We start from the raw sequence: 22807 nt of genomic DNA on the forward strand, positions 1-22807 counted from the left end.
TCAAACTCCGAGGCGCCAGACCACCGACCAGGGCGCAAGCCGGTCGCCGGTCGCGCCGCCCCAGATCAGGGTCCCCACACCGCCGGAATATGCGGCGTCCTTGTCGGCGAGATTGGCGACGAGGCGCAACGTCGCGCCACCTCCCATGTGCCAATGTGCGGTGAGCAGGCCGCTATCGGCTACGGCGGCATCACCGAAGCGCGCACCTTTCAGTCGTGGCGCGATCTCTTTGTGACGGAGTGCGAGCAGCTCCCGCACCAGCGCGAGACGTGCATCCTGCTCCGGCGTGTGGCCGGTCCAGTCGAGCACGGCCGATTGCAGCGTTGCCGGATCGAGCGGGTCGGGCACCTCGTCGCCATACGTCTCATAGGCCCAGGCATACTCCTGCTTGCGCCCCTTGCGGACGGCATCAGCCAGTCCGCCCTGGAAGTCGCAGAAGAACGGGAAGGGCACGGTGGAGCCCCACTCCTCGCCCTGAAACAGCATCGGCACCATCGGCGCGAGCAGGGTCACCGCGAGTGCTGCTTCGATCTGCTTGGGCGATGCCAGGCTTCCGAGCCGGTCGCCGAGCGGCCGGTTGCCGATCTGGTCGTGGTTTTGCAGGAAGTTGACGAAGGTTGCCGGCGGCAGCTCGTCGCTTTTCTCGCCGCGCGGCTGCTTGCCCCAGAATTCCGAGATCTCGCCCTGATAGACGAAGCCGGAGGCGAGCGCGCGTGCGAGATCGAGCCGCGGCGTTTGATAGTCCGCGTAATAGCCGGCGAGCTCTCCCGTCAGCATCACGTGCCAGACGTGGTGGTAGTCGTCGTTCCACTGGGCGCGATATTTGCCGTTCGGTGGCTCCTGCGCCGCGTCTAGCAGGCTCGCGCGGTTGTCGCCGTTCTCCAGCACAAGATGGATGTGCCGCCCCGTCGCCTTGGCAAGCTCGCCCGCGGCGACGCTGAGGTCCTGCAGCATCGATTGCTCGCCGGGGATCGCCATGATGTGGTTGGCGGCATCCAGCCTCAGGCCGTCGAAGCGATAGTCGCTGAGCCACGACAGCGCGTTCTCGACGGCAAAAGCGCGAACCTGCGGCACGCGATAATCGATCGCACTGCCCCACGGCGTATGCGCGTCGGTGAAGAAGGTCGGCGCGTAGCGGCCGAGGTAATTTCCCTCGGGCCCGAAATGATTATAGACGACGTCGAGGAACATCATCAGCCCGCGCAGATGGGCTTCGTCGATCAGCCTCTTCAAATCATCGGGAGGACCATAGGCGCTGTCGGGCGCGTACCACAGCACGCCATCATAACCCCAGCCGCGGCGACCCGCGAAGTCGGCCAGCGGCATCAGCTCGACCACGGTGATGCCGGTCGCGACGAGATGATCGAGCTTGTCGATCATGGCGCGATAGGTGCCTTCCGCAGTGAAGGTGCCGACATGCGTCTCGATCAGCACCGTCTCCTCCCAGGGACGGCCGCGCCAATCGGATGCGCGCCAGGCAAAGGCGTCGTGATCGATCACCTCGCTCGGGCCGAACACGTCGTCGGGCTGGAATGCAGACGCCGGATCGGGCACGTCGATCTCGTCGTCGATCCTGAATTTGTAGGTGCTGCCGACGGGCAGATTGGCAATCTCGGCGACATACCAGCCATCCTGCCGGCGCTGCATCGCGTGTCGTCTGTCGAGCAGCAGATCGACACGGCGCGCCGCAGGCGCCCACAGCCGGAACGACACGCCGTCCTTCGTCGGCCTCGCCCCGAAGGATGGCCTCATAGCGCCCCCGCGAAAGCGAGCACGGAGCGCGGCGGCGCCTTGCTGTCGCTTCCGGGCTGGAAGTCGACCGTGTTCAGCTTGGCGTCGGTCGTGTTCAGGATTTGCTGCCAACTCTTGTATTCGGTCATTTTTGGCAATTTGAATGCGATCTCTTCGGGGGCTGCGTTGAGTACGATAAAGATCGCGGCGCTGCCGGGTTCCATAGGCCCCATCACATAGGAGAGGAACCGCCCTTCCGGGAATTTCCAGTCGCTTTCCGTCATTTCGTCGCCGGCCGGCGTCAGCCACAGCGCGCCGTAGGAGATGCCGTCCTTGGGGCGGCCGTCGAGCCAGCGATGGCTGCGAAGCTGCGAGAACCGACGGCGGATATCGGCGAGCTCGGCGACGAAATCGACCATGTCGTCGCCGTCGTTGCCGAGATTGTCCCAGCCGACCCAGCCAACCTCGTTGTCCTGGCAATAGGCGTTGTTGTTGCCTGATTGCGAATTCCCGACCTCGTCGCCGGCGAGGATCAGCGGAATGCCCTGCGCCAGCATGAGGCAGGCCAGCACGTTCTTGCGAAGCTGCCGGCGCAAGCTGACGATTTGGGGATCGTCGGTCGGGCCCTCGACACCGCAATTGTTGCTGTGGTTGTCGTTGGAGCCGTCGCGATTGTCCTCGCCATTGGCCTCGTTGTGCTTCTCGTTGTAGCTGAAGAGATCGGCGAGGGTGAAACCGTCATGCACGGTGATGTGGTTGACGCTGGCGCGCGGCCGCCGTCCGTCGTGGTTGAACAGGTCGGAGGACGCCGTCATGCGGCTGGAGATGTCGCCGATCAGGCTGCCTTCGCCGCTCCAGTAGCGGCGCATGGCGCTGCGGTAGCGGTCGTTCCACTCCGACCATTGCGAGGGAAATGCGCCGACCTGGTAGCCGCCGAGGCCGAGGTCCCAGGGTTCGGCGACGAGCTTGACGCTCGCCAGCACCGGGTCCTGGCGGATCGCGGTCAGGAACGAGCTGCCGCGATCATAACCGTTCGGCCCGCGCGCCAGCGTGGTGGCGAGGTCGAAACGGAAGCCGTCGACGTGGCAGACCTCGACCCAGTAGCGCAGGGAATCCATCACCATCTGCAGCACGCGCGGGTGGGTGAGGTTCACCGACGAGCCGCAGCCGGTGAAGTCGTCGTAGTAGCGCGGGTTCTCGCGGTTCAGCCAGTAATAGGAGGCGTTGTCGATGCCGCGATAGCACAGCGTCGGACCGAGGTGATTGCCCTCGGCGGTGTGGTTGTAGACGACGTCGAGCATCACCTCGATACCGGCATCGTGCAGGCGCGCGACGGTGGTGCGGAAGGAATCGAGGGCGTTGTCCTGGGCGTAGCGCTGCTCGGGCGCAAAGAAGGACAAGGTGTTGTAGCCCCAGTAATTGACGAGCTTCTTCTCCACCAGGATGCGGTCGTCGACGAAGCTGTGCACCGGCAGAAGCTCCACGGTGGTGACGCCGAGCTTCTTCAGGTGCTCGATCATCGCCGGCGAGGACAGGCCGCCATAGGTGCCGCGCAAATTCGGCGGCACGTCGTCGCGCTTCTGTGTCAGTCCCTTGACGTGGGCCTCGTAGATGATGGTGTCTTCCCAGGGAATGTTGGGCCGGATCTCGCGGCGGCCCCAGTTGAAGGTCTCGTCGACGACGACGGCCTTCGGCATGCCGCGCGCGTTGTCGCGCCGGTCGAACGACAGGTCCTCGCGCGGGCTTCCGGTGCGATAGGCGAAATGCGCGTCGCTCCAGACCAGCCGCCCGGAAAGCCGCTTGGCATAGGGGTCGAGCAGCAGCTTGTTGGCGTTGAAGCGGTGGCCGTGCTCGGGCTCGTAGGGGCCATGCACGCGGTAGCCGTAGAGCTGGCCGGGCGAGACGTCATTGAGATAGCCGTGCCAGACATCCTCGGTGCGCTCCGGCAGCTCGACGCGCTCGAGCTCGCGGCGGCCCTGCATGTCGAAGAGGCACAGCTCGACCTTCTGCGCGTTGGCGGAGAACAGCGCGAAATTGGTACCGCGTCCGTCCCAGCTTGCGCCGAGGCGTGCAGGCGATCCAGCAGTCAGGCGCATCGTCAGCTTTCCGGAACGAGGAAGATCGCGGCGAGCGGCGGAATGGTGAGGCGGAGCTCACCATTGACGGCGTGGACTTCGCCGATGTTGCCGACATTGCTGCCGCCGTAATGGGCGGAGTCCGAGTTGAACACTTCCTTCCACTTGCCGCCGAGCGGCGCACGAACCCGGTAGTTGCGATAGACGTTGGGTGAGAAGTTGACGATCACCATGCACCGGGCGTGCTCGTCAAATCCCTTGCGCAGCCATGCAAACACGTTGCGGTTGGCATCGTCGGTGATCAGCCATTCGAAGCCGGCCTGCTCGCAGTCCATCTGGTGCAGCGCGGGCACCGCGCGATAGAGCCGGTTGAGATCGCGGATCAGCGCCTGGATGCCTGAATGGAGCTTGTACTCGAGCAAGTGCCAGTCGAGCGACTGGTCGTGATTCCATTCGCGGCTTTGCGCGATCTCGGCGCCCATGAACAGCAGCTTCTTGCCGGGATGGCCGAACATGAAGCTGTAATAGGCACGCAAATTCGCGAAGCGCTGCCATTCGTCGCCGGGCATGCGCCCCAGGATCGAGCGCTTGCCGTGCACGACCTCGTCATGCGACAGCGGCAGCACGAAGTTCTCCGAGAAGGCGTAGTGCAGGCCGAACAGGATGTCGCCGTGATGATGCTTGCGGTGGATCGGGTCCTTGCTGATGTAGTTCAGCGTGTCGTGCATCCAGCCCATGTTCCACTTATAGCCGAAGCCGAGCCCGCCGAATTCGACCGGACGCGAGACCTGGGGCCAGGCGGTGGACTCCTCGGCGGCCGTGGTCGCCTGCGGGAAACGCGCGAACAGTTCGGTGTTGAAGCGGCGCAGGAACGCGATCGCCTCGATGTTCTCCCGGCCGCCATGCTGGTTCGGAATCCACGCGCCGGGCGGACGGCTGTAGTCGAGGTAGAGCATGGACGCGACCGCATCGACGCGCAGTCCGTCGATCGCGTAGCGCTCGAGCCAGAACAGCGCGTTCGACACCAGGAAGTTCGTCACTTCGGTGCGGCCGTAATTGTAGATCAGCGTGCCCCAATCGAGATGCCGGCCCTGGAGCGGGTTGGCGTGCTCGTACAGCGCTGTGCCGTCAAAGCTGCCGAGCCCGTGCGGATCGTCCGGGAAGTGGCCGGGCACCCAGTCGAGCAGCACGCCGACGCCCTCGCGGTGGCAGGCATCGACCAGCGCGGCAAAATCCTCCGGCGTGCCGAAGCGGCTGGTCGGCGCATACAGGCCAGTCGGCTGATAGCCCCATGAGCCGTCGAAAGGATGCTCGCTGACCGGCAGGAATTCGAGATGGGTGAAGCCCATGTCGCGGGCGTAGGCCGGCAGCTGCTCGGCCAGCTCGCGATAGGTCAGCCATTCATCGCCGTTCTTGCGCCGCCATGAGCCGAGATGGACCTCGTAGATCGACATCGGCGCAGACAATGCGTTGATGCCGTCGGGCGCCGGTCGCGGCCGGGGCAGATGCGCCTCGTCGAACACGATGGAGGCGGTCTTCGGCCGCACCTCGCTTGCAAAGGCCATCGGATCGGACTTCAGCGGGAGCAGATGGCCATGCGGTCCGATAATTTCGAACTTGTAGTGGTCGCCGGCCTTGGCGTGCGGGATGAACAATTCCCAATAGCCAGCGCCGCGCACCCGCATCGGATGGCGCCGCCCGTCCCAGAAGTTGAAGTCGCCGACCACGGAGACGCGCCGGGCGTTGGGCGCCAGCACCACGAAGCCGATGCCATCGATGCCTTCGAGCCGCATCGGATGCGCGCCGAGCTTGTCGTAAAGGCGCTGGTGGGTGCCTTCGCCGAGCAGATAGAGGTCGAAATCGGTCAGGATCGGTGGAAAGCGATAGGTGTCCTCGAATTCGATAACGTTGTCGCCGAACTTCGCGCGAAGCTGGTAGTGCTTCGCGCCGTTCGGCAGAGCCCCGATGAACAGGCCGGAATCATGAACGCGATCTAGCTTCGCCACCTCGCCGTGCTCGCCCACCGCCTCGACGTTGGAGGCATCAGGAAGAAACGCGCGCACCACGCTCTTGTCGCCCTCGGGATGCAGCCCGAGATAGTGGAACGGATCGGAGTGGCGACCCTCGATGATCGCATAGGCCTCGGCAGGGAGTTTAGGCATGGGCTTCGCTCTCGATAGTGGACAGAATGCGAAGCAGTCCGGACAGCGGCACATGGAGCCCCTCAGGCCGGTGGGACAGCTCGTACTCTACTTCCTCAAACGTTTGATCAAGCAGGAAAAACCTTAACAGGCCTGCCGCGGATTGCGGATCTTCCGGCCAGAGCCGTCGATCGGTCATGGCTTCGCGGTAGGCGGTGAGGAACGTCGCGGTGGTGCGCTCGCGCCATTCGTCCAGCGCAGCCGTAAGCCGGCCCTGTTCGTCGGAAGCACCGGTGAGCGCGCGGTGGAGCGCCGCGTTAACCGAAAGATCAATCGAGCGGATCAGGCCGGCAACGTCGCGCGCCGCAGGCAGCTTGCGCCGCTTGTCGGCCAGCGGCAAACGCGGATCTCCGTCGAAGTCGATGATGAAGATATCGTCCTTCACGATCAGAGTTTGCCCGAGGCGGAAGTCGCCATGATGACGGATGTTCAACCCGCCGATCTCGGAAGGTAAAAGCGCGTCGAGCCGACCGGACAGGGACGCGCGGTCCGCGGCGAGCTGATTGATCAGCGGCCGATCTGCCTCCCGCAGGCCGTTGGTGCTGGCGGCCAGCCGCTCGAAAACCCGCTCGGCCCGTGCCTTGAGCTCCGATGACCAGCGCTTGATTTGTGCGGAGCCAATCGGCTCCGGCGCGAGATCGCCTGGCTTTGCGGCGGCCAGAGCCACATGCAACTCGGCGAGCCGCCGGCCGATCTGCGTAATGAAGTGCAGATAGGGCGCCTGCTCCTGGGTCTCGCGGGGCATCTCGCCCGGTGGCAGCACCCGCTGCTCGTCGATATAGCGGTCGAGATAGCCCGCGGTGACGCCCCAGCCGTCGCCCTGGTTCTCGACATAGGCGTGCAGCACGCCGACTGCGCTGCGACGGTCGTCTTCGACCAGCTCGACGCTGCCGAGCAGTGCCGGCGTGTTGGCAAAGCGGGCGATTTCGGTGAGGTAGGAGCCGATCTCGATCTCGGGATTGATGCCGGCTTCGAGCTGGCGATAGATCTTGGCGACATACTGGTTGTCGACCAGCGCGGTGCTGTTCGACTGCTCGATCGCGCGGATGCGTTCGGGCTCCTTGATGGTGTACTCGGCAAACCGGCTGGTCGCCTTGAACTCCAGCCGCAGATTGTTTTCTTCCACCACCAGGTTCTGCGACAGGTTGCGCAGGAACAGCCCGATGAAGATCTGCTCCGTTGCCACATCCAGCAGCGTCCCTTCGCGGGCGCCCTGACGGACGGCGGCGAGTGCCCTCGGATTGAAGCGTTCGCGGTCGAAGCGCACCCATTCAATCTGCATCGGCAGCACGTAGCGCGTGGTGACGTCACCTTGCGCCACCTCGAAGAACGCGATCCAGGGCCTGTTGTCGCCGATGTCGCAGAACGGCACCGCCGAGGTCAGCGTCGGCTTGATCTGCTTGGGATTGTGCTCTGGATACCAGCGCGTGCGCGACAGAAATCCCGGCAGCACCTCGTGCTCGAACACGCCGCGCTCGCGCGCCAGCGACACCCAGGTCGAGTTCACCGGCACCACCAGCGTCTCGAATTCCGGAACTGCGCGCGGCGTCACCGGCTCGGACTTGTCGCGCTCGGTGAGCTGGAACCAGTAGAAGCCATAGGGCCCCAGCGTGACCATGTAGGGCAGTTCGCCGATCGCCGGAAAGCGCGTGCGGCCGAGCATCTCCTGCGGGATGCGGTCTTTCCAGGGCGACAGATCGAGCTCGGTCGCCTGGGCCGCGCGCGACAGATTGGCGACGCAGAGGATCACCTCGTCGCGGTACTGCCGGACATAGGCCAGCACGGCCCGGTTGGCCGGGCGGATGAAGGTCATGGTGCCGCGGCCGAAGGCGAGCGTCGATTTACGCACCGAGATCAGGCGCTTGGTCGCGCTGAGCAGCGAGGATAGGCTGCGCGACTGTGCCTCCACGTTCACCGATTCGTAGCCGTAGACCGGATCCATGATCAGCGGCGCGTAGAGGCGGGCTGGGTCACAGCGCGAGAAGCCGCCATTGCGGTCCGGGCTCCACTGCATCGGCGTGCGCACGCCGTTGCGGTCGCCGAGATAGATGTTGTCGCCCATCCCGATCTCGTCGCCGTAATAGATGATCGGCGTGCCGGGGAAGGACAGCAGCAGCGAGTTCATCAGCTCGATCTTGCGCCGGTCATTGTCCATCAGCGGCGCGAGGCGGCGGCGGATGCCGACATTGATGCGGGCGCGCGGATCGTTGGCGTAGGTGGTCCATAGATAGTCGCGCTCGACGTCGGTCACCATCTCCAGCGTCAGCTCGTCATGGTTGCGCAGGAACAGCGCCCATTGGCAGCTCGCCGGAATGTCCGGGGTCTGGCGCAGGATGTCGGTGATCGGGAAGCGATCCTCCTGCGCGATCGCCATGTAGATGCGCGGCATCAGCGGGAAGTGGTAGGCCATGTGGCACTCGTCGCCCCGGCCGAAATATTCCTGCACGTCCTCCGGCCATTGATTGGCTTCGGCCAGCAGCAGCTTGCCCTTGGAGTAGGAATCCAGCTCGTGGCGCAGCCGCTTGATGATGGCATGCGTCTCGGGGAGGTTCTCGTTCGAGGTACCTTCGCGCTCGCAGAGATAGGGAATGGCGTCCAGACGGAAGCCGTCGACGCCGGCGTCCAGCCAGCGCTTCATCACCTGGATCAGGGCGCTGACGACGCGCGGATTGTCGAAATTGAGATCTGGCTGGTGCGAGAAGAAGCGGTGCCAGTAGAACGCGCCGGCCTCGTGATCCCAGGTCCAGTTCGACTTCTCGGTGTCGGTGAAGATGATGCGGGTGCCCTGGTATTTCTGGTCGGTGTCGCTCCAGACATACCAGTTGCGGGCGCTCGAGCCCGGAGGGCTGCGGCGCGCGCGCTTGAACCAATTGTGCTGGTCCGAGGTGTGGTTGACGACGAGCTCGGTGATGACGCGCAGCCCGCGTTTCTGCGCTTCCTGGATGAAGCGCTTGAAATCCTTCATCGTCCCGAAATCGGGATTGACCGCGCCGTAGTCGGCGATGTCGTAGCCGTCGTCACGGCCGGGCGAAGGATAGAACGGCAGCAGCCACAGCGCGGTGACGCCGAGCTCCTGGAGATAAGGCAGCTTCTCGGTCAGCCCTGCGAAATCGCCGATGCCGTCATGATTGCTGTCAGCAAACGCCTTGACGTGAAGCTGATAGATGATGGCGTCCTTGTACCAGAGTTCATCCACGATCTCGGCAGCCTCGGCTTTCTTGGTGTCGACGGAAGACAATACGTTCATGGCGTGCGCCCTTACGCCAGGCAGCGGAACAGCAGCGCCGGATCGCGGTCGGGATCGATACGCAACCTGATCCCGCCCCATTCGATGCGGGCCTGTTCGCCGGTGAGGAGGTTTTCGAGTGCCGACACGTGGTGTCGCTGCCCGCCGGCGTCAACCGTGATGTCGCCGAGCGGCAACCAGAATTCGCGTACGTGGCGCGAGAGCGCAACCACGGCCACGACGATGTTGGCCGGGTCGGTCGCTTCCTTGACGAAGGCGATCGTCTCGTCGTCTTCGATGCCGAGGAAGCGCAGGTTCGCCGCCTGCTGAAGCGCAGCATTCTCGTTGCGGATGCGATTGAGCTCCGTGATATAGGCCTTGATGTTGCCGGGCTTGTCCCAGTCGCGCTGCTTGATCTGGTATTTCTCGGAGTCGAGATACTCCTCGCGGCCGGGGATCGCGTCGTGCTCCAGCAACTCGAACCCGCTGTAGACGCCGTAATTGCCGGACAACGTCGCGGCGAGCGCGACGCGCGATCTGAACGCCCATGTCTCCCCGCCCTGGAGATGATAGGGCAAAAGATCGGGCGTGTTCACGAACAGGTTGGGCCGATAGAAGTCACGTTCGGGATAGCGCGTCAGCTCGCCGAGATATTGCTCCAGCTCCCACTTCGCCGTTCGCCAGGGGAAATAGCTGAAGGATTGTGCAAAGCCGAGCTTGGCGAGGCCCTTCATCAGCTTCGGGCGGGCATACGTCTTGGAGAACAGGATTACCTCGGGATGCCGGCGGCGGATGTCACGGATGAGCCATTCCCAGAAGGCGAGCGGCGCGGTGTCGTGATTGTCGATGGCGAAGATGGTGACGCCGTGGTCGATCCAGAAAAGCATGGCGTCGCGAAATGCGTTCCACAGTCCAGCCCGGTCGACGGACGTGAAATCGGGGATGACGATGTCGGAATAGGGGCCCTCAGCCGTCCGCACCGAGCGGTCCGGGCGCCATTTGAACCATTCCGGATGTTGCGTCAGCCACGGGTGGTCCGGCGAGCATTGCACGGCGAAGTCGAGCGCGAGCTCGAGGCCGTATTCCAGGCAGGTCGCGACCAGCGCGCGAAAATCCTCGATCGTGCCGAGTTCGGGGTGCAGCGCATCGTGCCCGCCCTCGATGGCGCCGATCGCATAAGGCGAGCCGGGATCGCCGTCGCCCGCCACCGGCGTGTTGTTGCGGCCCTTGCGCCGGGTACGGCCAATGGGATGAATCGGCGTGAAGTAGAGCACGTCAAAGCCCATCGCGGCGATGTCGGGCACGCGCGCGATGCAGTCGCGGAGCGTGCCATGCTGTCCTGGCACCACGCTCTGGCTGCGCGGCATCATCTGATACCAGGCGCCGAAGCGTGCCTTGTCGCGGTCGACGAACAGCGGGAATAGCGCCGAGCGCGTCAGATCAGGCCGCGACTGGCTCTCGGCCATGGCTGCGCCGAGTTCGGTTGCCAGCAGCGGGGCAACGTCGCCGGTCTGAAGATAGTCCTCGCATTGCCTGACGATGACGGCGGCGGCGTCCTGCTGCGCGCCATGCGCCTTGGTCAGAAGGCCGGCGCCCTCGATCGCATCGAGGGTGACGTCGGCACCGGAGCGCTGCTTGCGCGTGATCGCGTGCGACCAGGTGGCGAACTCGTCGGTCCATGCCTCGATCGCATAGACATATTTGCCGGGCTCGACGGGTGTGAACGCGCCGGACCAGCGGTCATTGCCGTGAGGGATCATCGGCTCGCTCTGCCATTCGCGGTCCTGCTCTTGTCGCCAGATCAGCGCTGCGCCGATCACGGCGTCGCCGTCGCGGTAGATGTCGGCCCAGACCTCGACCGGTTCGCGCGCGATCCGCTTCACGGCGAAGCGCCCGCCGTCGATCAGGGGATAGACGTCTTCGATGAGGAAAGTGCTGCCGGCTGCGGCACTCTCGACAGTTTGAATTGTCTTGTTCACGGTGATGCCATTGACAAGAAAGCAGGAGCCCGTTTCCCTTGCCGGGAACCTACGCTTGATACCTATATAGAAAGCCGCTTGTGTGTCATTGGTTCCCTGGGGAACGGCAGGCGCGGTTTGCGAGTTAACCCAGACTAACCTCTTCCGTGACCTCGTTAAAATCAATTCCCCCGGCCAGAGAATGGCTTGCAAGCTGCGTGCCGAATGGATCTTTTAGCTCAAGCCCGGATCAAGGGCGTTCAATCCGAATTCGTCGATGCCCTCGGAAAGCTGCGGGTCACCGATCCCGTGGCCCTCAAATCCATCCTCGATGCCCTGCCTGAGAAGCGGGTTTACCGCTTCGTCAGCGGCCCCGTGGTGGTGCGCGCCTTGGGACAGCCGCGCACCGAATTGGTGACGATCGGTGCGCCGCCGCTCAAATGGAAGATGACCGGCAACGGCAGTTTGATCGCGCAAGGTGAGACGCGCGAGCCCGTGATTGCCTGGCCCGCCGGCCTGCCGCTCGGCTATCACCGCCTGACGCTGACCGATGCCGAAGGCGTGACGGAAGAGGTGCCGATGATCGTGGCGCCGGAGCGGGCCTTTGGCGGCGATTTCGACCGCGGCTGGCTGCTTGCCGTGCAGCTCTACAGCGTCCGCTCGGAGCGCAATTGGGGCATCGGTGATTTCACCGACCTCGCCGGTCTCGTCCGGCTCGCCAAGCAGTTGGGAGCCGACGGCGTCGGGCTCAATCCCCTGCATGTGCTGTTCGACGACCATCCGGCCGATTGCAGCCCCTATTCGCCGAACAGCCGGCTGTTTCTTAATCCGCTCTATATCGACGTCGAGGCGATCCCGGAATTTTCCCCCGACCTCGTCCCCGACGCCGCCGCGACCGCTGCGCGGCTCCGCGACGGCGATCGTGTGCCCTATTCGGACATGGCGGCCTTGAAATGGCTGGCCTTGCGTGCCGCCTTCGACAGCTTCGTGAAAACCGCGAGCGGCGTCCGCCGCAACCAGTTCGACGCCTTCCGCGCGGCTCGCGCGCCGCTGTTGTCCCGTTTTGCCTGCTTTGAGGTGCTCCGTCATCGCTTCGCGGCGCCGTGGTGGGAATGGCCGATTGAATGGCAAAAGCCGGACGAGACAAAATGCGCCGAGCTGCGCAATGGCTCAGACAAGCACGAGGTCGAGTTCGTCGAATTCGTGCAATGGACCGCCGATAGCCAATTGCATGCCGCCAAGGAGCTGGCCGGCCAGCTTGGCATGCGGGTCGGGCTCTATCTCGACGTTGCTGTCGGCGTGCAGTCGAACGGCTTCGATGCCTGGAATGAGCAGGGGGCGATTTCCCGTCATCTCGCGGTCGGCGCGCCGCCGGACGTGCTCAACACCATCGGCCAGGATTGGGGCCTTGCCGGGTTCAACGCCGGCGGCCTGGAGGCGCAGTCGTTCGTGCCGTTCGCCGATATGCTCGCGGCTTCGATGCGCCATTCCGGTGCCATCCGTCTCGATCACGTGCTGGGCCTGAAGCGGCTGTATCTGGTGCCGCGCGGCTTCAAGCCCGACAATGGCGCCTATGTGCAGATGCCGTTCGAGGCGCTGCTGGCGACCGTGGCGCGCGAGAGCGCGGCCCATAAGTGCATCGTCATCGGCGAGGACCTCGGCACGGTCCCGGAAGGTTTTCGCGAGACCATGCAGGATTTCGGCATCTGGTCGTACCTCGTCATGATGTTCGAGCGCGACGATGCCGGTCACTTCCGGCCCGTCGATCACTACCGGCCCAACGCGCTGGTGACGCTGAACACCCATGATTTGTCGACCTATGCCGGCTGGCGCTCATTCAGCGATCTCAAGATGAAGCGCTCGCTCGGGCTCGATCCCGGCGAGAACGATCAGGCCCGCTGGGATGCGCTCGGCCTGCTCGACGAGATCCTGCGTGCCAACGGCATCCGTGCCAATGATGTCTATTCGGTGCTCGCCTTCCTGTCGCGCACGCCCTCGCGGCTGCTTGCGGTGTCGCTGGAGGATCTGCTCGGCGTGATCGACCAGCCCAACATTCCCGGTACGATCGACGAGCATCCGAACTGGCGCCAGCGCCTGCCCGTGACGCTCGACAAGATCGCCTCGAAAGTCGATCTCGCGGCTTTGAAGGCCGCGACGCGGGAACGCTCGTTGCCCGGCGGGCGTTGATCGCCGGGGTCTCCGGACGTCGTTTTCGAGGCTCGCACGACATTGTCTCAGAAAATCGAGGACTATGCGCTGATCGGCGACTGCGAGACCGCGGCGCTGGTCGGCCGCAATGGCTCGATCGACTGGCTGTGCTGGCCGGCCTTCGATTCCGACGCCTGCTTTGCCGCGCTCCTCGGCACGCACAAGAACGGCCGCTGGCTGATCGCGCCGGGCGAGGACGTCACCGCGACGTCGCGCCGCTATCTCGGCGACACCCTCATCCTCGAAACGCGCTTCGAGACGAAGAGCGGCACCGTCGCGCTGATCGACTTCATGCCGCCGCGCGGCAAGGCCTCCGACGTCGTGCGGCTGGTCCGCGGAGTCAGCGGCACGGTCAAGATGCGGATGGAGCTCGTCATCCGCTTCGGCTTCGGCGTCGACATCCCGTGGGTGCGGCGGATCGACCATTCCCTGCTGGCGGTCGCCGGGCAGGACATGACCGTGCTGCGGACGCCGGCGAAGACCCGCGGCGAGGATCTGACCACGGTATCCGATTTCGAGGTGAAGGCCGGCGAGACCGTGCCGTTCGTGCTGACCTACGGCCCCTCACATCTCGAGCCACCCCCGCCGATCGACCCGGAGCTCGCGCTTCAGGAGACGGAAAAATTCTGGCAGGACTGGTGCAGCCACTGTAATCGCGATGGCGACTATCGCGACCTGATCGTGCGCTCGCTGATCACGCTCAAGGCGCTGACCTTCGGTCCGACCGGCGGCATCGTCGCGGCGCCGACCACCTCGTTGCCGGAGAAGCTCGGCGGCGCCAGGAATTGGGACTACCGCTTCTGCTGGCTGCGTGATGCCACCTTCACGCTGCTGGCGCTGATGAATTCGGGTTATACCGAGGAAGCCTCGGCCTGGCACAATTGGCTGTTGCGTGCGGCGGCAGGCTCACCGTCGAACATGCAGATTATGTACGGCATCTGGGGCCAGCGGCGGCTGCTGGAATGGGAGGCGACCTGGCTCGACGGCTACGAGGGCGCGCAGCCGGTGCGCGTCGGCAATGCCGCGCATGCGCAGCTCCAGCTCGACGTCTACGGCGAACTGATCGACGCCTTCCACCAATCGCGGATGGCCAAGCTCAAGCTCGATGACGAGAGCTGGGCGCTGGAATGCGCCGTGCTCAAGCATCTCGCCGAAGTCTGGGACCAGCCCGATCACGGCATCTGGGAGCGGCGCGGAGAGCCGAAGCACTACGTCTTCTCCAAGGTGATGACCTGGGTCGCCTTCGACCGCGGCATCAAGAGCGCCGAGACCTTCGGCTTCAAGGCGCCCCTGCTGCACTGGCGCACCTTGCGCGACGCCATTCATCGCGACGTCTGCAACAGGGGCTTCGACGCGGAGGAGAATGCCTTCGTGGAGTCCTACGGCTCGAAGCTGCTCGATGCCAGCGTGCTGCTGCTGCCGGCCGTCGGCTTCCTGGAAGCGTCGGATCCGCGCATTCGCGGCACCCTCGCGGCGGTCGAAAACCACATGCTGCGCGATGGCTTCGTGCTGCGGCACGATCCCCGCGAGCTGCCTGCGGGGCAACCGCCGCTCGAAGGCGCCTTCCTCGCCTGCAGCCTGTGGCTGGCCGATGCCCATGTGCTGGCGGGCGATCTCGACAAGGCGCAGATCCTGTTCGATCGCGTGGTCGGTATCGCGAATGATGTCGGGCTGCTGGCCGAGGAATATGATTCAGGCGCCAAGCGTCAGACCGGCAATTTCCCGCAGGCGCTGACGCATATCGCGCTGGTCAACACCGCGCATAATCTGTCGGCGGCAAGGCAGGGCAGCGAGAAGCCCGCGATGCAGCGGTCGAAGTAGTGACCTAGGCGACCCCGTTCCGCTTCAAGATCATCTCCATCGCCTCCGCAAAACCGTCCTGCTCGTTGGTCGCGGTGACGTGGGTCGCCTGGTCCTTGACGTTGTCGGTGGCGTTGCCCATGGCGATCGAGGTGCCGCTGACGCGGAACATGGCGAGATCGTTCTGCATGTCGCCGATGGTGGCGACCGCGTCGGTTGAAATGCCGAGGCGCTTGGCCATGGCTTGCACGAATGTGCCCTTGTCGAAGCCGGGCGGGGTGATGTCGAGGTAGTAGGTTTGCGAACGCACTGCCGTCGCCTCGCTGCCGAGCGCCTTCTGCATCGCCTTCTCGCAACGCTCGAGGCCCGCCGCATCGGCGCTGGCGCCGACGATCTTGCAGGCGCTGGCGAGATACGGCGAGAAATCCGTGACGATGGTCGGATCGGAGCGGATCGTATGCTGCTCGTGAGCGACGTATTGGCCATCAGGCCTGTCGATCAGCCATTTGTCGGTGGTGAACAGCCAGATGTCGGCGCCGAAGTCCCGGAGAATTTGCAAGCTTCGCTCGGCCGCGCCGGCGGGGATGAGATGCTGCTCGACCGGATTCATCTCGGGGTCGACGATCGAGGAGCCGTTGAACGGGCCGACCGGCAGCCAGAGCGCCAGCGGCTCGATCAGGAAGCGCATGCCGATCGCGGGGCGGCTCGACGTAATCGTGAAACCGATGCCGGCCTGGTGCAGACGCTGCACCGCTGACCTCGCGCGGTCGGTCAGCGTCTTGTCCTTGGTCAGCAGCGTACCGTCGACGTCGGAGACGACGAGCGAGATTTTTGTCATGACGGTCCCTTGGGTGTTTCTTGGGTGTTTGGTCTCAGCGTTTCGCGCCGCCCAGTTTCAACTGCCGCACCGCGCCGTCCACGATCGCTTCCACGGATTCGTCGATCGAGACGGTGATCACGTGCTCGCCAGCCTCCGGCGGCTCCAGCGTGTTGAATTGGCTCGTCAGCAGGCCGGGCGGCATGAAGTGCCCCTTGCGTTGCGCGAGGCGGGCGGCGATCAGCTCCTTCGTGCCCCTTAGGAAGACGAAGCGGACGTCGTCGCGTCCGCGCAGCAGCACATCCCGATAAGTATGCTTTAGCGCCGAGCAGGCGATGATCACGTGCTCGCCCTTGTCACAGACCCGCGCGATCTCGTCGGCGATGGCGTTGAGCCAGGGCCAGCGATCCTCGTCGGTGAGGGGATGGCCGGCCCGCATCTTCTCGACATTGCTGGCGGGATGAAAGCTGTCTCCGTCCTCGAATCGCCAGCCGAGGCGCTCGCCCAACGCTTTTGCAACCGTGCTCTTGCCCGAGCCCGACACGCCCATCACGATCAATGCACAAGGTGCTTCAACGCCCGTCACGAATTCCCCCCGGAAGCGCGGCCTGGTCGACCAGCCAGACGGTCTCGCCATTCGAGCGCGCGCGTACGGCCGGCAGAGTCTCGCCATTGAGCAGGCGCGTCAAGATCGGCTGCTTGTCGTGCCCCGCTATCTCGAACAGCATTTCGCGGCAGGACGCCAGCGCGGGCAGGGTGAGCGAGACCCGCGGCACGAAGGGGGCAACATTGGCCTTGGGGACGCCGACCACCCAGCGCTCGGTCTCCTCGATCGCAGGATAGCCCGGGAACAGGGAAGCAGTGTGGCCGTCGGGACCTGCGCCCATCAAGACCATGTCGAACATCGGCCGTGCCGGGTCCAGGCTTTCCGCCCCGTAGAAAGCCTGCAGCTCGCGCGCATAGGCCTCGGCGCTCTGATCGGGGGTGTCAGCCGTCGTCGGGATCGGGTGAACATGGCCGGAGGGCGCGTTGCGATCGAGAAAGGTCGCGCGCGCGACCGCCATGTTGTTGAGGGGATCGCTTTCGGGAACGAAGCGCTCGTCACCGATGAACCAGTGCACGCGCTCCCACGGGATTTTTTCGCGCCAGACCTCGCTGCCCAAAAGCTGGTAGAGCTTCTTCGGGCTGGAGCCGCCGGTCAGGCAGATCGCGATGCGCCCGGGATTGGCCGCGATTCGCGCCATCACCCGCTCGGCCGCGGCCCGCGCGAGAGCCTCGGCGTCGGCCTCGACGATCAGCTTCGGCTGTCCCGCAGCCGTCACGAAAACTTCCGCCAGCTTCGGCCGTCGCGGCGGAGCAATTCATCGGCGCAGGCGGGGCCGTCGCTGCCGGCTTGATAGGTCTCGATGCCGTTGCTGCCCGCGTTCTTCCAGGCGTCCAGGAACGGCTGCACCGCCTGCCATCCGGCCTCGATGCCGTCGGCGCGCTGGAACAGGATGTTGTCGCCGATCATGCAGTCGTAGATCAGCGTCTCGTAGCCGGTCGAGGGATCGGCCCGGAAATAGTCGCCATAGCGGAACTTCATCTCGACGCCGTCGATGGTGACGCTCGGCCCCGGGATCTTGGCGTTGAACTGGAGCTCGATGGTCTCGGTCGGCGCGATGCCGATCGTGAGGAAGTTCTGGGAGAGGCGATCGACAGCGGTGCCTGAGAACATCGACAACGGTGCCTGCTTGAACTTGATCGCGACCTCGGTGCGCTTGTGGCCGAGCGCCTTGCCGGTGCGCAAATAGAACGGCACGCCGGCCCAGCGCCAATTGTCGATCATCAGCTTCAGCGCGACATAGGTCTCGGTGGTGCTGCCGGGTTTGACGTCCTCGGTCTTGCGATAGTCCGGGATCTCATCGTCGCCGATTCGCCCCGAGAGATATTGGGCGCGCACCGAGCTCTTCAGCGCTTCCTCTTCGCTCGGGCGCTGAATCGAGGTCAGAATCTCGGCCTTCTCGGAGCGCACCGAATGGGCGTCGAAACGCGCCGGCGGCTCCATCGCGACCAGCGACATCAGCTGAAACAGATGGTTCGGCACCATGTCGCGCAGCGCGCCGGTGGCGTCGTAAAAGCCGCCGCGATGGCCGACGCCGAGCTTTTCCTCCACCGTGATCTGGATGTGGTCGATATGGTTGCGATTCCAGATCGGCTCGAACATGCCGTTGGCAAAGCGCAGCACCAGGATGTTCTGCACCGTCTCCTTGCCGAGATAGTGATCGATCCGGTAGATCTGGTGCTCGTCCATGATCTTCAGGAGTTCGGTGTTCAGCGCGCGCGCCGACGCAAGATCGGTGCCGAACGGCTTTTCGATCACCAGCCGCCGCCACGCGCCGTTCTCCTTCATCATGCCGGTGCGGCCGAGCTCGCGCGCGGTCGGCGCGAATGCGGCCGGCGGGGTCGCAAGGTAGAACAGCCGGTTGCCACCGGTACCTTCCGAACATTCCAGCTGATCGAGATGCGCGCGCAGGCGATCGAATGACGGCGGGTCCTTTGCGTCGGCCTCCACGAAGGTGACGCATTGCAGGAGCTGCCGGGCGACGACGTCGTCCACGGGGCGCGTCGCGAACTCGCGCAGGCCTTTCATCAGGCTCACGCGCAATTCGTCGTCCGACTGGCCCTTGCGGGCCACGCCGACGACGCAGAATTTCTCCGGCAGCATTTTCTCGGCCGCCAGATTGTACAGCGAGGGCATCACCAGTCGATGGGTGAGGTCTCCGGTCACGCCAAAGATGACGAAGGCGCAATTTTCCGGCTTGCGCTTTGGCTGCGGGTCTTTTGTCACGAACTATTGGCCTTCGCTTGTTACGTTTTACTTCCGCTTCGAGCTATTTGGGCTTCGAAGCAGCCGACTGCTTCGGCTCCTTGTGGCCGCCGAAGCCGGCTCGCATCGCTGAGAGTATTTTCTCGGCGAAGGTGTGTTCCTTGCGGGAACGGAAACGTGCGAACAGCGCCGCGGTCAGGACTTCGGCCGGCACGGCCTCGTCGATGGCGGCATTCACGGTCCAGCGTCCTTCGCCGGAATCCTCGACGAAACCGGAATACTCCGCCAGCGCAGGGCTATCCGCGAGCGCGGTCGAGGTAAGGTCGAGCAGCCAGGACGGGATCACGCTGCCGCGCCGCCACACTTCGGCGATGTCGGCGAGATCGAAATCGTAACGATGATCCGCCGGCAAGGCCTCGATGTTGGCGTTCTTGAGGATATCAAAACCTTCGGCATAGGCCTGCATCAAGCCGTATTCGATCCCGTTGTGGATCATCTTGACGAAATGCCCGGCGCCAACCGGACCGGCATGGATGTAGCCCTGCTCGATGCGGGGATCGCGCCCCTCACGTCCCTCCGTGCGTGGAATGTCGCCGGCGCCGGGCGCGAGCGCGGCGAAGATCGGATCGAGCCGATCGACCACCTGTTTCTCGCCGCCGATCATCATGCAATAGCCGCGGTCGAGGCCCCAGACGCCCCCGGAGGTGCCGACGTCGACATAGTGGATGCCGCGCTCCTTCAGCGCCTTGCCGCGGCGGACGTCGTCCTGCCAAAACGTGTTGCCGCCGTCGATGATCACGTCGCCTTCCTGCATCACGCCCGCGATGGTATCGATCGTGGTCTCGGTGATGTGCCCGGCCGGCAGCATCACCCAGGCCGTGCGCGGCCGCTCCAGTTTCGCAATGAACTCTTCGAGCGTCGCCGAGCCTGTCGCGCCGTCTGCGGCAAGGCCCGCGACGGCCTTGGCGTCCTTGTCGTAGACCACGGTCGAATGTCCCTGGCGCATCAGGCGGCGAACGATGTTGCCGCCCATCCGGCCGAGGCCGATCATGCCGAGTTGCATTTGAGAAATTCCCTTAGTTCAGTGCGTCATTGAGCGCCGCATTGAGCGCCGCGAGACCCTTCTTGAGCCCGCCCTTCAGGTGGACCCGCAGCGCGCGCCGGCCGCGCTCGGTAAGCACGTCGAAGTCGCCGCGCGCCTGCGCGGCCTTGATGACGCCGAAGCTGGCCTTCTGGCCCGGCACCGGCAAGTCCCTGGCATCGTCGGCGGTGATCTGGAGGAACACGCCGCTGTCGGGCCCGCCCTTGTAGGCCTGCCCGGTGGAGTGCAGGAAACGCGGGCCGAACTCGGCGCAGGTTGCGACATGTCGCTTCTCGCGCACTTCGAGCCGCATGGTCTGGAGTGCGTCGATCGTCGTCTTGTCGCGGGCGATGTAGCCGAGCAGGGCGACATAGTCGCCATGTTTGGAGCGGGACAGATGCGCCTTCAGCCATGAGGTGAGGTCGCCGTTGGCGCCGGCGGCCCGCAGGGCCGCGGCATTGGTCTCGTCGGTGTAGAGATCGGCCTCATTGGTGCTGACAACCGGCCGTTCGGCCGGCAGCGTGCCGGTCTTTTCGAACGAGGCGGTGAGCTCTCGGGTCTTGATCTTGGCCGCTTCCACGTCCGGCTGGTCGAACGGGTTGATGCCAAGGATGCTGCCCGCGACCGCCGTTGCAATCTCGAAGCGGAAGAACTCCTGGCCGAGATGGTCGATCGACTTCATCACGATACGCACGACGGGATGGCCGGCCGCTTCGATCGCAGCAAGCTGCGAGTCATGGGCGGGGTCCGCCTCACCCTCGATACGGATGTCGATGAAGAGCCGGTCATTGCCATAGACCGCGGGCTCGCCCAGCGGCTCGCCATCGATCGGGATCAGGCCCTTGCCGTCCTTGCCGGTCGATTCCGCGATGAGCTGCTCGGCCCAGGCGCCGAAATCGGCGATCTTCTTCGACGACAGGATCGTCACCTTGTCGCGACCTTCGAGCGCTGCATGGCCCATGGCAAGACCGAGCTGCACGCCGGGGTTCTCACTTGGCGGCACGTCCGGTCCGCAGGAGCGGGCCATCGCAAGCGCGTGCTTGACGAAGGTCTTGATATCGATGCCCGCGGTTGCCGCCGGCACCAGCCCGAACGGCGAGAGCACCGAGTAGCGTCCTCCGATGGAGGGCTCGCCGTGGAAGATGCGCGCGTAGTTCAGCGTCTTCGCCGCCTTCTCCAGCGACGACCCGGGATCGGTGACCGCAATGAAGCGATGGCCGGTCTTGACCTTCGGCCCGACCGTCTGCGCGACGCGCTCGTGGAAATAATCCTTCATCGCATTCGGTTCGGTGGTGCCGCCGGATTTGCTGGAGACGATGAACACAGTGTTGGCGATGTCGATCCTGGCCTCCATCGCCCGCACCTGTGCCGGGTCGGTGGAATCCAGCACGTGCAGCTTCGGGAACCCGGGCTTCTTGCCGAAGGTCTCGGCCAGCACCTCCGGCCCGAGGCTTGATCCGCCCATGCCGAGCACGACGGCGTCGGAGAATTTCTGGCCTTTCACACGGCCGGCATAATCCTCATAGTCGGCCACGTCGGCCTTGGCGGCGCTGTCGAGCCAGCCGAGCCATTTATCCTCGTCGGTGCCGGTCCAGACCGACTTGTCGCGCTGCCAAAGCCGGCGGATCTTGGCGGATGCGCGCCATTCCTCGGTGCTCTTGGCCACGGCCTTGCCGAGACCGTCGCCGAGCGAGAGAAGCTGGCGGTCGATCGCGGGCCCGAGCACGGTGGCGCGCTTGTGGGCGACCGCGCCATAGAGCTTGTCGGCGGCGTCGGCGAACTGCCTGACGCCGTCCCTGACGAGCTCCTCGGTGATGGCATCGAGCGAGACGCCGGAGCGCTCCAGCTCTTCCAGCACGCGCCTGGCGTCGTCGACATTCTCTTCCAGGCTGTCGCGCGGCGTGCCGTGGTCGCGGAACGCATCCAGTGTCGCCGGCGGCACGGTGTTGATGGTGTCGGGACCGATCAATTCCTCGACATAGAGGACGTCGCTATAGTCCTTGTTCTTGGTACCGGTCGAGGCCCACAGCATGCGCTGCGGTTTGGCGCCCTTGGCCGCGAGCTTCTCCCAGCGCGGCCCCGAGAACAGGCGCTTGTAATCTTGGTAGGCGACCTTCGCATTGGCGATCGCGACCTTGCCCTTCAGCGCGGCGAGCCGTTCCTTCTCGCTCGGATCGTTGGCGCGGGCGATCTTCTCGTCGAGCTGCTTGTCGACCACCGAGTCGATGCGACTGACGAAGAAGCTCGCGACGCTCGCCACGTGGGAGGGGTCGCCGCCACCTGCGACGTATTGCTCCAGACCGGCGAGATAGGCCTCGGCGACTTGCAGATAGACGTCCCTCGAGAACAGCAGCGTGATGTTGATGCTGATTCCGTCGCCGATGAGCTGTTCGATCGCCGGCAGGCCGTCCGGCGTCGCCGGCACCTTCACCATCAGGTTCTTGCGGTTGACGTCCTTCCAGAGCCGCCGTGCCTCGGTGACCGTTTCACCGGTGTCCATCGCCAGATAGGGCGAGACTTCCAGGCTGACATAGCCGTCGCCGCCCTTGAGGCGGTCGTAGACCGGGCGCAGCACGTCGGCGGCGTTCTGGATGTCCTCGACCGCGACGGCCTCGAACAGGTCGGCGACCGACCGATCGCCGCGCTTCAATGCCTTGCCGATCGGCGCGTCGTACTCGTCCGAGCTGCCGATCGCTTTCTCGAAGATCGAGGGGTTGGAGGTGACGCCCTTGACGCCGTCGGTGTCGATCAGCCGCTTCAGGTCGCCCTTGGCGATGAAGCCGCGGGCCAGGAAGTCCAGCCAGACGGCTTGTCCGTGCTTTTCCAGTTCTTTGACGGGATTCATGATGCTAATTTATCTCCAAGCCTGCGGGCGAGGGGTTTCCGCGCCGGTCCTGACGC

At 64.7% G+C, this 22807-nt stretch carries 13 protein-coding genes; 2 read left to right on the forward strand and 11 right to left on the reverse strand.

The genetic code is table 11. The features are described from left to right. Genes treZ through N551_RS0133075 form a run of 5 tightly spaced genes read right to left on the reverse strand, consistent with a single transcriptional unit; the run spans position 1 to position 11212 of the window. Positions 1 to 1752 carry a malto-oligosyltrehalose trehalohydrolase gene (gene treZ, locus N551_RS0133055; protein ID WP_027570557.1) on the reverse strand — a complete coding sequence of 584 codons (1752 nt, stop codon included), beginning with the start codon at positions 1750 to 1752 and terminating at the stop codon, positions 1 to 3. Beyond that, on the reverse strand, positions 1749 to 3827 hold the full coding sequence (gene glgX / locus N551_RS0133060; RefSeq protein WP_027570558.1) for a glycogen debranching protein GlgX: 2079 nt from the start codon (positions 3825 to 3827) through the stop codon (positions 1749 to 1751). Before glgX ends, treZ begins: the two co-directional genes overlap by 4 nt. 2 nt (positions 3828 to 3829) lie before the next feature. After that, positions 3830 to 5968: a 1,4-alpha-glucan branching protein GlgB gene (gene glgB, locus N551_RS0133065; RefSeq protein ID WP_027570559.1), complete on the reverse strand. Its 2139-nt coding sequence runs from the start codon at positions 5966 to 5968 to the stop codon at positions 3830 to 3832. After that, complete coding sequence (gene treS / locus N551_RS0133070) at positions 5961 to 9254, reverse strand: maltose alpha-D-glucosyltransferase (protein ID WP_027570560.1); 3294 nt, start codon at positions 9252 to 9254, stop codon at positions 5961 to 5963. Before treS ends, glgB begins: the two co-directional genes overlap by 8 nt. An 11-nt stretch (positions 9255 to 9265) precedes the next feature. After that, positions 9266 to 11212, reverse strand: coding sequence for a maltotransferase domain-containing protein (locus N551_RS0133075; protein WP_027570561.1), 1947 nt, complete (start codon positions 11210 to 11212; stop codon positions 9266 to 9268). Positions 11213 to 11416: 204 nt separating this feature from the next. Between N551_RS0133075 and malQ the strand changes: the two genes are divergently transcribed. Together malQ and N551_RS0133085 are read left to right on the forward strand one after the other, a co-directional pair. Continuing rightward, on the forward strand, positions 11417 to 13378 hold the full coding sequence (gene malQ / locus N551_RS0133080; RefSeq protein WP_027570562.1) for a 4-alpha-glucanotransferase: 1962 nt from the start codon (positions 11417 to 11419) through the stop codon (positions 13376 to 13378). A 42-nt stretch (positions 13379 to 13420) separates the two neighbouring features. Next, positions 13421 to 15220, forward strand: coding sequence for a glycoside hydrolase family 15 protein (locus tag N551_RS0133085; protein ID WP_027570563.1), 1800 nt, complete (start codon positions 13421 to 13423; stop codon positions 15218 to 15220). A 4-nt stretch (positions 15221 to 15224) separates the two neighbouring features. On the opposite strand, the gene N551_RS0133090 is transcribed toward N551_RS0133085, so the two are convergent. From N551_RS0133090 to N551_RS0133115, 6 genes are read right to left on the reverse strand one after another with little or no spacing between them, the layout of a single operon-like run. After that, the gene (locus N551_RS0133090) at positions 15225 to 16037 is read right to left on the reverse strand and encodes a Cof-type HAD-IIB family hydrolase (protein WP_027570564.1); all 813 of its coding nucleotides are present in this window, start codon (positions 16035 to 16037) and stop codon (positions 15225 to 15227) included. A 34-nt stretch (positions 16038 to 16071) separates the two neighbouring features. Beyond that, the gene (locus N551_RS0133095; RefSeq protein ID WP_007595717.1) at positions 16072 to 16602 is read right to left on the reverse strand and encodes a gluconokinase; all 531 of its coding nucleotides are present in this window, start codon (positions 16600 to 16602) and stop codon (positions 16072 to 16074) included. After that, the gene (gene pgl / locus N551_RS0133100; RefSeq protein WP_027570565.1) at positions 16589 to 17338 is read right to left on the reverse strand and encodes a 6-phosphogluconolactonase; all 750 of its coding nucleotides are present in this window, start codon (positions 17336 to 17338) and stop codon (positions 16589 to 16591) included. The genes N551_RS0133095 and pgl overlap by 14 nt, the downstream gene beginning before the upstream one ends. Further along, positions 17335 to 18846, reverse strand: a complete 1512-nt coding sequence (zwf, locus tag N551_RS0133105) for a glucose-6-phosphate dehydrogenase (RefSeq protein WP_027570566.1) — start codon at positions 18844 to 18846, stop codon at positions 17335 to 17337. The genes pgl and zwf overlap by 4 nt, the downstream gene beginning before the upstream one ends. A gap of 43 nt (positions 18847 to 18889) precedes the next feature. Then, positions 18890 to 19888: a phosphogluconate dehydrogenase (NAD(+)-dependent, decarboxylating) gene (gnd, locus tag N551_RS0133110; RefSeq protein WP_027570567.1), complete on the reverse strand. Its 999-nt coding sequence runs from the start codon at positions 19886 to 19888 to the stop codon at positions 18890 to 18892. Positions 19889 to 19901: 13 nt separating this feature from the next. Further along, on the reverse strand, positions 19902 to 22751 hold the full coding sequence (locus tag N551_RS0133115) for a bifunctional transaldolase/phosoglucose isomerase (RefSeq protein WP_027570568.1): 2850 nt from the start codon (positions 22749 to 22751) through the stop codon (positions 19902 to 19904). Between the last annotated feature and the right edge of the window lie 56 nt (positions 22752 to 22807).

This window comes from Bradyrhizobium sp. URHA0013, from assembly GCF_000518345.1.
Lineage (GTDB): Bacteria > Pseudomonadota > Alphaproteobacteria > Rhizobiales > Xanthobacteraceae > Bradyrhizobium.

Excerpts from the sequence above, each read along its gene's own strand:
- treZ (WP_027570557.1), bottom strand. The coding sequence starts at position 1,752 with ATGAGGCCATCCTTCGGGGCGAGGCCGACGAAGGACGGCGTGTCGTTC.
- glgX (WP_027570558.1), bottom strand. The coding sequence starts at position 3,827 with ATGCGCCTGACTGCTGGATCGCCTGCACGCCTCGGCGCAAGCTGGGAC.
- glgB (WP_027570559.1), bottom strand. The coding sequence starts at position 5,968 with ATGCCTAAACTCCCTGCCGAGGCCTATGCGATCATCGAGGGTCGCCAC.
- treS (WP_027570560.1), bottom strand. The coding sequence starts at position 9,254 with ATGAACGTATTGTCTTCCGTCGACACCAAGAAAGCCGAGGCTGCCGAG.
- malQ (WP_027570562.1), top strand. The coding sequence starts at position 11,417 with ATGGATCTTTTAGCTCAAGCCCGGATCAAGGGCGTTCAATCCGAATTC.
- N551_RS0133090 (WP_027570564.1), bottom strand. The coding sequence starts at position 16,037 with ATGACAAAAATCTCGCTCGTCGTCTCCGACGTCGACGGTACGCTGCTG.
- gnd (WP_027570567.1), bottom strand. The coding sequence starts at position 19,888 with ATGCAACTCGGCATGATCGGCCTCGGCCGGATGGGCGGCAACATCGTT.
- N551_RS0133115 (WP_027570568.1), bottom strand. The coding sequence starts at position 22,751 with ATGAATCCCGTCAAAGAACTGGAAAAGCACGGACAAGCCGTCTGGCTG.